This window comes from Hanamia caeni, assembly GCF_003721595.1.
Taxonomy (GTDB): Bacteria; Bacteroidota; Bacteroidia; order Chitinophagales; family Chitinophagaceae; genus Ginsengibacter; species Ginsengibacter caeni.
In genome coordinates, this window is the sequence record NZ_RJJR01000026.1 from 23,869 (window position 1) to 35,859 (window position 11,991).

The 11,991-nt window shown below is 35.2% G+C and carries 16 protein-coding genes; all 16 read right to left on the bottom strand.

Going from position 1 to position 11,991, the window contains the following annotated elements; translation table 11 throughout:
* Positions 1-2: 2 nt before the first annotated feature.
* Complete coding sequence (locus EFY79_RS20380; RefSeq protein WP_123122605.1) at positions 3-839, bottom strand: class I SAM-dependent methyltransferase; 837 nt, start codon at positions 837-839, stop codon at positions 3-5.
* A complete protein-coding gene (locus tag EFY79_RS20385; RefSeq protein ID WP_123122606.1) occupies positions 826-2,109 on the bottom strand; it encodes an ABC transporter ATP-binding protein in 1,284 nt (427 codons plus the stop codon). Before EFY79_RS20385 ends, EFY79_RS20380 begins: the two co-directional genes overlap by 14 nt.
* A gap of 79 nt (positions 2,110-2,188) precedes the next feature.
* Positions 2,189-3,166 carry a glycosyltransferase family 2 protein gene (locus tag EFY79_RS20390; RefSeq protein WP_123122607.1) on the bottom strand — a complete coding sequence of 326 codons (978 nt, stop codon included), beginning with the start codon at positions 3,164-3,166 and terminating at the stop codon, positions 2,189-2,191.
* A gap of 4 nt (positions 3,167-3,170) precedes the next feature.
* Positions 3,171-4,076: an alpha-1,2-fucosyltransferase gene (locus tag EFY79_RS20395; protein WP_148041990.1), complete on the bottom strand. Its 906-nt coding sequence runs from the start codon at positions 4,074-4,076 to the stop codon at positions 3,171-3,173.
* A gap of 24 nt (positions 4,077-4,100) precedes the next feature.
* Positions 4,101-5,225: a DegT/DnrJ/EryC1/StrS family aminotransferase gene (locus EFY79_RS20400; RefSeq protein WP_123122609.1), complete on the bottom strand. Its 1,125-nt coding sequence runs from the start codon at positions 5,223-5,225 to the stop codon at positions 4,101-4,103.
* Positions 5,222-5,782 (bottom strand): acyltransferase, encoded by a 561-nt coding sequence (locus EFY79_RS21820; RefSeq protein WP_123122610.1) that lies wholly within the window; start codon positions 5,780-5,782, stop codon positions 5,222-5,224. The genes EFY79_RS20400 and EFY79_RS21820 overlap by 4 nt, the downstream gene beginning before the upstream one ends.
* The gene (locus EFY79_RS20410) at positions 5,772-6,176 is read right to left on the bottom strand and encodes a sugar 3,4-ketoisomerase (protein ID WP_123122611.1); all 405 of its coding nucleotides are present in this window, start codon (positions 6,174-6,176) and stop codon (positions 5,772-5,774) included. The genes EFY79_RS21820 and EFY79_RS20410 overlap by 11 nt, the downstream gene beginning before the upstream one ends.
* Positions 6,177-6,207: 31 nt before the next feature.
* Positions 6,208-7,155, bottom strand: coding sequence for a hypothetical protein (locus tag EFY79_RS20415; RefSeq protein WP_123122612.1), 948 nt, complete (start codon positions 7,153-7,155; stop codon positions 6,208-6,210).
* 2 nt (positions 7,156-7,157) lie between these two features.
* On the bottom strand, positions 7,158-8,552 hold the full coding sequence (locus EFY79_RS20420) for an MBOAT family O-acyltransferase (protein ID WP_233578069.1): 1,395 nt from the start codon (positions 8,550-8,552) through the stop codon (positions 7,158-7,160).
* A 324-nt stretch (positions 8,553-8,876) separates the two neighbouring features.
* Positions 8,877-9,266: a PIN domain-containing protein gene (locus EFY79_RS20425; RefSeq protein ID WP_123122614.1), complete on the bottom strand. Its 390-nt coding sequence runs from the start codon at positions 9,264-9,266 to the stop codon at positions 8,877-8,879.
* The gene (locus tag EFY79_RS20430) at positions 9,263-9,505 is read right to left on the bottom strand and encodes a hypothetical protein (protein WP_123122615.1); all 243 of its coding nucleotides are present in this window, start codon (positions 9,503-9,505) and stop codon (positions 9,263-9,265) included. Before EFY79_RS20430 ends, EFY79_RS20425 begins: the two co-directional genes overlap by 4 nt.
* A 114-nt stretch (positions 9,506-9,619) precedes the next feature.
* The gene (locus EFY79_RS20435; protein WP_123122616.1) at positions 9,620-9,898 is read right to left on the bottom strand and encodes a Txe/YoeB family addiction module toxin; all 279 of its coding nucleotides are present in this window, start codon (positions 9,896-9,898) and stop codon (positions 9,620-9,622) included.
* Positions 9,899-9,939: 41 nt separating this feature from the next.
* A complete protein-coding gene (locus tag EFY79_RS20440) occupies positions 9,940-10,173 on the bottom strand; it encodes a DUF2683 family protein (protein WP_123122617.1) in 234 nt (77 codons plus the stop codon).
* 139 nt (positions 10,174-10,312) lie between these two features.
* On the bottom strand, positions 10,313-10,675 hold the full coding sequence (locus tag EFY79_RS20445) for a four helix bundle protein (RefSeq protein ID WP_123122618.1): 363 nt from the start codon (positions 10,673-10,675) through the stop codon (positions 10,313-10,315).
* A gap of 276 nt (positions 10,676-10,951) precedes the next feature.
* Positions 10,952-11,116, bottom strand: a complete 165-nt coding sequence (locus EFY79_RS21655) for a DUF4160 domain-containing protein (protein ID WP_199727600.1) — start codon at positions 11,114-11,116, stop codon at positions 10,952-10,954.
* A complete protein-coding gene (locus EFY79_RS20455) occupies positions 11,100-11,393 on the bottom strand; it encodes a DUF2442 domain-containing protein (RefSeq protein ID WP_123122619.1) in 294 nt (97 codons plus the stop codon). Before EFY79_RS20455 ends, EFY79_RS21655 begins: the two co-directional genes overlap by 17 nt.
* Between the last annotated feature and the right edge of the window lie 598 nt (positions 11,394-11,991).

Sequence of the window (11,991 nt, forward strand, 5' to 3'; positions counted from 1 at the left end):
TTTTAGGTAAAAATTTCTACCTTCTTTAATATTTCCTCACCCAATCTTTTTTTTATTAGGTCTTTTTTAAACTGGATTATGCTTCTTGTTTCTTTGGGTTTAGCATTATTGATACCTTTAATTTTTCTTAAAATTTTCTTTTTGAGTGATATAGGATTGCTTTCTTTTTGGATATTGAAATCACTATATGGCTGCATGCCAAAATGATTGGTAAAAACAGCGTGAAAATAATCTCCTGCTTTCCAAACGCTAACCTCCCTGTAAGATGAAAGTTTTGTAGTAGTTTGACATGAAAGTTCAAGTAATGTATTTAAATTAATATTTTCATCGACAGGTTGGATTTCTGAAGGTGCATTAGCCCTTAGGTAATCTAAGTTTTGAGGAGTGGGGCAACTTAAAAAAATAAACCCTGTTTCGGAAAGATGCTCTTGTATGAAATAATGAAGATTACTTCTTTCATTAACGGGAATATGCTCATAAACATCCATTAAAAAAATAACATCAAATTTACCATTTCTTGAAAATTCAACATTCATTAAAGAGTCGCGTTGCAGGTACCTAAGATTGGGTAAAATAAATAAATTTGTTGCGATTTTGATGGACTGCTCACTGATATCAAATCCTACAACTTCAGCATGAGGATAATTTGAAGCCACTCTGTAACAGACCTCCCCAATACCACTTCCGATTTCAAGTATTCGATTAGGTTTTTTATAGTTAAATAAAGAATTCAGACTTTGCAAGGCATACTCGACTCTTGTATTTGAATAAATAAAACCATGCAACTTTCGGATTGTTGCCTCATCGTAGAATCTTTTTACATCTTCAATTTTTTTCATAAAAATTTAAATGGTTTATTTTCCAAAAATTTTCTTCAACGTAGATTGCGTTATTCTTATTCCAATAATAATCTCTGACCTCATCAAAAACCTTTACTTCGAAAGGGCAAACTCGTTCAAGAGTTTGAAATTTTTTTTTGCTAAAACTGTCTGCAAAATGAACTACTAAATAATAATCATCCGGATATAATCTCAATTTAGGAATTACTGATTCCAATTCGTAAACTCCACTTTGATTGCAAAAATTAAGTTCACTATTTAAATTGAGGATATGTATAACAGGATCGTTTTGGGAATTAAAAATTTGAAAAGATATTGCTGCATTCTTTATTGGCCGAGGCACATTAATTTTAATTATAACACGCAGTTTATGATTAATTTCCTGAACATTATTGGGATGAGAGGTCATTAATACTACAGAAGTTATTGTTGGTATTGAATCAGAAATTTCATTATTTGAATATTCTATATTCCCGTGGAAATTTGTCTTATAATACTGTTGAATGATGTCACTCGTTTTTCCATTATTTTCAATCAATCCATTATTCATTAATAAACAATGGGCAGTTAATGCACCAATTGATTGCATATTATGACTTACAAACAACACCGTCCTGCCCTCTTTTCCACTTACGTCCTTCATCTTTCCCAACGCTTTTTTCTGAAACTCCGCATCGCCAACCGCCAGCACTTCGTCTACAATTAAAATCTCCGGTTCCAGGTGGGCGGCAACACCAAAGGCCAGCCGTACATACATTCCTGAAGAATATCTTTTCACCGGCGTATCGATATATCTCTCCACGCCGGCGAAATCCACTATTTCATCAAACTTACTTTTGATTTCTTTTTTGGTCATGCCGAGAATAGCACCGTTTAAAAAGATATTTTCGCGGCCGGTTAATTCAGGGTGGAAACCAGTACCGACTTCCAATAAAGAAGCTACACGGCCTTTTATTTTTATCTCCCCAATGGTCGGCGAAGTAGTGCGGCTCAATATTTTGAGCAGGGTACTTTTTCCTGCGCCGTTTCTGCCAATGATACCGAGCACTTCTCCCTGCTTAACGTCGAAATTAATATCACGCAGCGCCCAAACATAATCGCTGCTGCCTTTAGAAGCCCGGTCATTAGTTTCCCCTATTTTTAAATATGGATCTTCTTTACCCCGAATGCGGTACCAGGCGCGATTTACATCATGCGCAATGCTGCCGGTGCCAGTTTGACCTAGTCGATACTGTTTGGAGATATTTTCTACTTTAATTACGGTGGACAAATTTTAATTATGAGTGATGAATTATGAGTTATGAATTTTTGCAGTAAACGAACTTCTATTAGAGATTATTATTTTGGTACTACGCTCTCCAAAATTTTCTTTGTACTTTTTTCAAAATATATTTTTGCGTAGCAAACCTGGGCCACATAAAAAATTTTATTCCTTCTTTCATTGTTGAAGCTAATAAAAAAATATCTCTCTTTTGAACTGCAACTTTTGCAAAATTTGAAAGATTAGTCACGATCCTGTTTTGCAACTGAAAAAGGATAGCGTCATTATAATAAGTTTTGTAAGAACTGTTCAACACCCGTAATATATCAAAATCTACTTTTGAGATATTCTGCGTAGAAAAATTTGAACCGTATCTCATATAACACGCTAAGGGTTCATTCACGTATATGAAATCATAAAATTCAGATAGTTTGATCCACAACGGGTAATCTTCAAAACAATACTTTTCATTAAACCCCCCAGTTTTTAATAGAATATCTTTTTTGATCAAGGCGGAAAATACATTCACTATATTGGTTGATAATAATATTTCCTGCAGATAAGGATGTTTTAGTAAATACACATTAGGAGTAAATGCGGCAAACAATCTTAAGAATTTTGAATAAGATTTAGCCACACGCATAGGATCAAGGTCATCGCTATACTTCTCATTTGCAACCTCATAACAATTGCACCTGGAATATACCAGTGCTGTCTTGTCGCCCGATGCTTCAATTAAAGGCAATTGTCTTTCTAAAAGTGCAGGTTTCCAGGTATCGTCTCCAATCAAGGCAATATATTTTGCCTTACAAAAAGTAAGTGCCTTATTTAGACTTACGGGAATTCCAAGATTGATTTCATTTTCTATAAAGGTTGAATCGACGGAAGAGTTATTTGATAACCACATTCTGATTATCTCTACTGACTTGTCAGAAGATGCATCGTCAACAATAATTATTTCAAAATCTTTTAGCGTTTGATTTTTAATCGAGTCGAGCGTATGCAGTAATCTTTCACCCGTATTAAAACAAAGTACAATGATGGAAATTCGGGGTGCACCGTTCATTAAATTAGAATATTATCCAGTCAGGCGGAATATTATCTGCTTTGGTATTACCTTCATTAAACCATTTTTTCGGCGCTATTACAGTGGCGTTTTTATTTTTATTTAAAATTGCTGCCCACCAGCTAAAACCGCTATTGGCAATTATATTGTGTTTGCAATTCTTCATTAATTCCATATCAATATAATTGAATTCATCCTTATTGTAATCAACTATTTCAGACTGAAAATCACCGAAAAACATATTTTGTCTCACCCATGATGGTTCATCTGAAAAAATGTAAAGATGTATGTCAGGAAACTTCTCTCCCAGATATTTTATTGCTTTTTTGTAATATGATATTTCCAACATACCATGAAAAGACGTTAACGCATAATCTCCTCTCCTAAAATGTACGCTTACTGAGTTTGTATTCCTAATCTTGTCAAGCTGATGCTCATTTCGGTCATCAAGATTGTCTTTGATTTCAAACTCCCGCTGTAATAAATTCAATATTGGATAAAAATATTTATAACTGAAAAAATAACCATCAAGAAATATTTTTCCATTTAAATTCAAAACTTCAGGCGAAAAATGTGTATAGTCTTCTTCATGGTATCGCTTGAGTTTCAAAGGATTAATTTTCCCGAATTTTTCTGTAAGGCGAAGCTTCCATAAAAAAGTTGCATTATCTACAATTTTATAGTTTGTTTTTAATTTATTTAACTTGAATTCTCTGGGAAATTCTAAATTATGGTGGTAAGCATACCAACTTAGATCAAGAAATAAATCTGTATCGTTAATTAAACTTAAATGTTTACCTAAAGCATATTGCAACATTTGCCCTGCCAGTCCGCCGTATATTTTTGAAACTATCATTAAGGCTTTATCATCTCTTGAAAGTATTTTTTGATCAAACTCCTTAATTAGCAAATCTTACTTTTTAATTCGTAAAGTTTAGTTACTAACAATCTTATCGTGGATAAAAAACCTTTGGATGATATCACATACATATTTAACCTGCTCTTGTTTTATGCCTGGCCACAAGGGCAAACTTAGAGAGGTTGCAGCCAACTCTTCGGCTATTGGAAAATCACCTTTCGTAAAGCCAAGATTAGCATACGCTTTTTGAAGATGTGGTGGTATAGGATAATGAATAAGCGTTCCTATATTATGTTCCAACAGATATTGCTGCAATTCATTTCTCTTTTTTGTACGAACCAAATAGATGTGAAAAACATGAGATGCTTTTTCATCAGTATAAGGAAGAATCAGATCACCAGTGCCTTTTAATAAAGTATCGTAAGTTTTGGCTACTTCCTTTCTCAGAACGGTAAATTCATCAAGGTATTTTAATTTAACTGCTAAAAATGAGGCCTGTACTTCATCAAGCCGCATATTAAAACCAATCTTATCATTATAGTATTTTTTTTCAGACCCATAATTGCGTAATTGCTTTACTATCGTTGCAAGGGATTGATCATTTGTTGTAATAGCACCGGCATCGCCTAATGCTCCTAAATTTTTACCCGGATAAAAACTGGTAGCGTTAATGTCTCCCCAACTTCCGGTTATTTTTTTATCCCAAAAAGATCCATGCGCCTGCGCATTGTCTTCCACAACATACAGAGTGTTGTCATTTGCTATTTTCGTGATAGCATCCATATTGCACGCCTGTCCGTAAAGGTGAACGGGGATTATTGCTTTCGTTTTTTTTGTAATTGCGTGTGTAATTTTTAGGGGATCGATATTATATGTTCGTACATCAGGTTCAACGAAAACCGGAGTAGCCCCGGAATACGACACAGCAAGCGCTGTGGCTATATAAGTATTGGAAGGAATTATAACTTCATCACCCTGGCCAATTCCCAGTGCTTTTAAGGAGAGATGCAATGCATCCAATCCGTTACTTACTCCAACTGCATAAGCAGTTTTACTAAATTTTGCATACAATGATTCAAATTCTGAAACGCGGTCGCCTAATATATACCATTGGCTGTCAAAAAAGTTTTCAAATGCTTCGAGCATTTCCTGCTTTAACCGGCTATTCACATATTCAAATGATAAAAATGGAATCTTCATGGAAGCTTTATGAGGCAATTATCTTTTATAAAATATTTATCGCCTTCCGAATTTTGCCACCCTTTACCCGATTTAATTAATTTTTCCCCATTCGCATTTACCCATCCCATTATTTTTGCAGGATTGCCGAAGACCATTGCATTCGCAGGAACTGATTTTGTTACTACGCTTCCGGCACCTACTAAAGAATATTCACCGATCGTAATTCCGCCGATAATTGTTGCGTTTGCTCCTATTGAACAACCTTTTTTCACGAGAGTTTTTTCAAATGATTTTAAATGTTGTTTTGACCGTGGAAATTTATCATTGGTGAAAGTGACATTCGGGCCAATAAAAACATCATTTTCTATCATAATGCCATCCCAAATTTGGACGCCGTTTTTAATCGTCACATTATCTCCAATATTTACATCGTTTTCAATAAAACAATGACTGCAAATATTACAATTCTTTCCTATAACGGCATTAGGTAACACAATTACAAATTGCCAGATATATGAGCCGTCTCCTATATCAGGAGATTGAACATCAGCCAGTTTATGGATTCTATTTGCCAAATTTCAGAAATTCCTCATAATCCCGAATATAATCCCGTTCGTTGTATATAGTTGAAACCAGCACCACTTGTACAGCATTATGAGAGTATTGCATAGTGTGCCAACAAAGTTTTGGCATATAAACTCCATGGGTGGGCTTTTCTAAAATAAACACTTCCGGCTTTTCTCCTGGCATTTCTGTTGTAAGAATTATTCTACCCGCTACTGCTATTAGCACCATTTCTGTTTCATGATGTGCATGCCTTCCCCGTACAACACTATCGGGCGTATAATACGCCCAAAAAACTCTTTTTATTTTAAAGGGAATCTCATCTTGTCCCTGTAAAATAGATATGTATCCTATCTCTAGGCTTCCTTTAGAAGAAAATTCAATTAAGTAGGGGTTAGATTTCATTATAGAAGTAATATTTTTATCACAACGCCAACTATTTATTTTTTGTTACCATTTCCTTATGCCCTTTTAAATTTAAAATCCAGGTGCCAATTTGTTTCGAAACGTTTCTTCCCGATGCTTTGTACAAATGATTTCCATCAACATATTGAAATTCTTTGGCAGATGATTTGAAATTCTTATAAGGTATGTTCATTTTAAGAGATATTGAATCTATCTTAAAATCAAAATCCGGCATTAACTTGTCTTCAATAGATAACATTTGAGGAGAAACGGGCAGTCTGACCAAAAACACTTGTCCATGATTCTTCAAAAATTCAATTGTCTTAATAAGATACCCCATTCTTAATGTGGAATAGTTGTAATTGCGCAGCATATTTTGTGAATAATCTTCAACTTTTGCTGCAAGCCTTTCTGAAACTGATCTGCTGTCCATATTGATAGTTATTTCGAGCCATCCATCATTATGCAGAAATATCCCACTGGTAGTATCTTCTGAAAATAATTCATAAAAAGACTTGTCATAAGACTGAGCTAAATAAAAAACATTGGGGTTCATATTGACCTGGGTGGTTTTACCGAGCGCCAGTTTTGATTCAGGAAAATTAGTGGAATCATTTGGATCTCTTCTGGGGCCGGAGATGCTCCAGGGATCAACTGTTATAATAAAAACTCCATCTTTTGTGCCTTCTCTTAATTTGCTTTTAATACTCTTATAATAAGTAGGTCCATAAGGGCTATGTACAATTGTAAAGGAATAATTGTAAATGTCTGAGCGTTGCAAAACATTATTTATTACCGAGGGCTCAATTCCCTGTGCAGCTCTTGATGTTCCTAAAATTAAAGAGGTTTGTTTCGGTGTGGTGAAGCGCAGATAAAACTGGTCCGTATACCCGTCGAGCTTAAAAAAGAAAAATATAACTATACAAATTCCAATCGCTAAAAAAATAAAACTGAAAGATTTAAAAAGAAACTTTCCCATCCTTAAAATTGGAAATAAATAAACTGTTGCTGTGTACCGGCAAAAAGAAAAATTGTGGTAACAATTCCGTAATAAAAAGACCATCTCGCGAAACGTGGCCATTTAAATCCAATTTTTTCAATAGCATATTTTTGTTCACGACCCAGCCATTCAAGAGTTATAAATAAAGTAATCAAGATTAAAATAGTCGTATATGGCGACCAAAAGGTACTAAGAAGAAACGCCCCGGGATGATGAAATATGTCAATAAAAATTTTACGGATATATCCAAAAGCATGCATTACGCTGCTGGCCCTAAAAAAAATCCAGGCGAAAACTGTAAGGCCAAAAGTCGCCACCATAGCCAGTAATTCCCTAAAAGAAGGCAGGAGTTTTCCCTGCGCTACGATATCAAGATTTTTTCTGTTTGTTTTAAATAAAACCGATGGCAGTATAAATAGTCCATTCAAAAAGCCCCAAACGATAAATGTCCAGTTGGCGCCATGCCAAAAGCCACTGATAATAAATATGATAAAAATATTTCTCATCTTCATCAAATTTCCTACACGGCTTCCTCCTAAAGGGATATACAAGTAATCTCTGAACCAGCTTGAAAGTGAAATATGCCACCGCCGCCAGAATTCAGCGATATCTCTCGAAAAATAGGGGAACGCAAAATTTCTTAATAAATCAATCCCAAACAGGCGCGCAGTGCCGATAGCAATATCTGAATACCCTGAAAAGTCACAATAAATCTGGACAGCAAAAAGGAAAGCGCCTATTAATAAGGTGCCACCATCATACTGCTGAGGATTGCCGAAAATAGAATTTACAAATTGCGCACAGTTGTCAGCTATAACAATTTTTTTAAACAGCCCCCATAATATCTGCCTTAATCCATCAACGGCTTTGGAATAATCAAAGATTCTTTTCTGTTTCAACTGTGGTAGTAAATGAGTAGCTCTTTCGATGGGGCCTGCAACCAGCAAAGGAAAAAAGCTTACAAAAACCGAATAATCAATAAAATTTCTTTCCGGTTTTATTCTTTGGTAATAAATGTCTATCACATAAGAAAGTCCGTGAAAAGTATAGAATGAAATACCAACAGGCAAAATTACCTGCAAGGTCCAGAAATCCGGTTTAACGCCTATTTGGGAAAGGCCTTCAGCAAATGATTCAACAAAAAAATTATAGTATTTAAAAAACCCCAGGAATCCCAGATTAATACAGATGCTAAGCCACAACCAGAATTTTTTCCAATTCTTATTTTCCGCCTGGTACATTTTAATTCCTGTTGAGTAATCGAGAAATGTAGAAAAAACCAAAAGGAACAGAAATTTCCAATCCCAGCAGGCATAGAAAAAATAACTCGCAATGAGCAATAATACATTTTGAGTATTTAAATTTCTTCCAGCCATAAACCAATATAAAAAGAAGACTATTGGAAGAAAAGCAGCAAAACTGAATGAATTAAAAAGCATTAATTATTTGTAATACCCTATTCTGTTTTTAAACAGAGACCGTCCGTGCCACGGATTCTTACAAGGTGCGGTTTAGTGAGTTAAAATTGTGAGTTGCGAAATGTGAGTATAATTCGCACAGTAAACGAACGTTAGAGCAGATTGTTATTTTGATTCACAAGTTCGTTTTATTATTAGCCGGACTGCAAAGTAAAAATGTGAGGGCTTTGTTTTTCAATCAAGAATGCCTGATATTATCTGGTATTAGAACTTTTAAAGGGATCAGAAACCGATTTTAGAATCTGTGCTTTTAATTGGGTTTACTATTTTGAAATCCTTAATATTCTTAAAATCGGAAACATTATTTGTATAAAGATCGCATTTATACAAAATAGCGGTAGCAGCAATGATAGCATCAGCAACTGACATGGCTTTTTTCCGACGATACTCTATTGCCTGAGTAACAATTTCGGCAGAAATCGGAGCATTTTCGACCACTCTAAAAATTGCATCAAAATAAAGGATTTGTTCAGGAGTAATCTTGTGATAACCCAGAACTTCCAGTTTCGAAATGATTGACACCAAAATATTGGATTGCTCAAGAAGATTTCTTAGATAGGAATATTGCACCATACCCGAATAAATTATGATATTGCTATCCAATAAAATCATTTATCTCTTTGAGGTAAGAGCCTGTCTTTCCTTGTTTTCTGTTGCCATTCAGAAGGATCACCAAAATTTAAAACATCCACACCGGCACGGATGATTTTTAAATATTTTTCCCGCTCATCTTTTGCCACTACCTGCGTTTCATCCTTTCGGAAATAACCTTTTATTCCTAACCGATCAGCCAGCATAATTAATAAATTTCTGTCCTTTTTATTTTTAATAATAAAAGTAATTTGTTCCATTTCTCAAAATTAAGGCTATTTATTTGAGTTATGAGTTATGAGTTAGGAGTTAGGAGTTAGGAGTTAGGAGTTATGAGTTAGGAGTTAGGAGTTAGGAGTTATGAGTGGATTGCCTTATTTATCGTCGTAATGTCCCCAGGAAGTGAGAATTAAAACAGTAACAGTCTCGTCATAAATCCTATACACTACTCTATGTTTTTCTGATAATCTCCTGCTCCAGGTTTGCGTTTTATAGTATTTCAGTAATTCCGGTTTTCCTGTACCGGTTTTAGGGTGTTCTTTTAGTTCAGTTAATATTGCATACAGTTTTTTCAACAACTTTTTATCTCCAGACTTCTTCAGTCTTTCAATATCCTGTTTTGCCTCCAGGGAAAATTCAATATCATATTTCATCTAAATAAGTTCATTACAAGTACGAATCCGCAAAGAAGGCTTTATAACACACCCCCAAATAATTCTTTTTCTAATTCTGGTGTCAGTTTTATTTTTTTTCCGGCTTCAGCCTGTTTAGCCGCACGGTCTATTTTTGCGTAGAATTGTTCTTTCGTCATAAGAGTCTCATCCTTTTCCTGGGCCGGCGCCTTAAACTTCACTTTCATTTCTTCCAGCAAAGCCTTTATTACAGAATATTGACGAGGGTTCTTAGGATATATTATGATAGGCTCCATGATTTTAAAATTAATTTTCGGAGATATAAAGTTAGGCAAAAAGGCCTGTAAAGTTATGAGTTATGAGTTATGAGTTAGGAGTTATGGGTTATGAGTTAGGAGTTATGAGTTATGAGTTATGAGTTATGAGTTAGGAAATTCACTGCTCATTTTTCTTAAGGTTTTGTTTCGTGGTTACGATAACACTTTTTAAAATCTTCAAAACTTCCGAAGCCAACTGATAACAACCTTCAAATTTTGACTCAATGGAAAAGCCGGTAGCCTGGATAAGTTCAAGCCAATATAATGTTTCATCACATTCTTTTTGGGCGATGCCCAGTTTGTGTACAAAATCCATTTTGCTTTCTGCATTTTGTGATTCCCTTACCATAGCTCCAACTGAGGTCCCGGCTCTGAGAAGTTGCTTACTCATAACATACTCCCGCTTTTCGTCAACCAGGCATTTATAAAGCTGCACAATTTCGATAGCAAGAGAAAACGATTTGTGTACCAGGATTCCCATGTTAGGAGTTAGGAGTTAGGAGTTAGGAGTTAGGAGTTATGAGTTAGGAGTTATGAGTTAGGAGTTATGAGTTATGAGTTGTGAATCGCAGAGTAAACGAAACTTTAGGGCGAATTGTTATTTCATTCGCAAGTTCTTACTCAAAAGATTTAGGGTTAAATAGACGAAAACCTAAGAACTTCTATTTTAATGGTTCTATACTTTTGAAAGGAAGTGATTTCCTCATTAATTCCCAGTTTTCGAGTAATTCATCATGATGAATGGACACCCATTCCATCAAAGGCCAAATGCCCGGCCCGGAAAACTTCCGGCATAGACAGAAAAGTCAGTTAAATTAATAAGTATTTCATACTCCTGGTAGGTGGCGTGAATATGAGGAGGATTATGATCTTTCCAATACATCCAAATAACAATGCCATAGAACTCACTGATCCGCGGCATATTTCACTTGCTTTTGAAAACAATTTTCGGGAGAAATTTTTTTAATGGTACAGTAGGCATTGATAGTATCTATATCAATCTCTCCGGGCCAGGAAATCGCACCTGATTCCCTGTTAATAAAGACTTTAAAAAAATTTTCATCAACGTCCCATATTTTAAAAACACCTTTCCCGGCAATATCTTCAACGTCATATACGCCTTCCGTTCCATCAGAAAAAAGCAAGTTAAGTTTATACTTTTGTAAAGCTTCAACTGATATGATTTTTGGAAATTGCATGAATTAGGAGTTAGGAGTTAGGAGTTAGGAGTTATGAGTTATGAGTTATGAGTTAATTCCATTTCTCAAAATTAAGGCTAATTATTTGAGTTAGGAGTTATGAGTTATGAGTTAGGAGTTATGAGTTGGGAGTTATGACCCTTCGACAAGCTCTGGGCAGGCTGCCTTCGACAAGCTCAGGCTGACAGACAAGCTCAGGCTGACAGACAAGCTCAGGCCGACAGACAGGCTCAGGCTGACAGACAGGCTCAGGCTGACGTTTACTATAGAGCTGAGTTTGTTTCATTTAATGAGTTTATCGCAATTAAAAGGGAAATCTCTGTCATGGTAAGCTTGTCCAAGTGCATACTTTCAACTTTCAACTTTCAACTTTCAACTTTTAACTTTCAACTTTTAACTTCCAACTTTCAACATCCAACCTTCCAACATGCCTTCGAAACGCTCAGGCTGACAGACAGGCTCAGGATGACATTTACTATAGAGCTGAGTTTGTTTCATTGATACTTAGTCAACCCTTAAAAACCAAATTTAAGATTTAAAGAGCTGAAGAATTCTCCATTTTTTGTTTTAATAAGTTTGTAAAGAGTTTGAAAAAAAT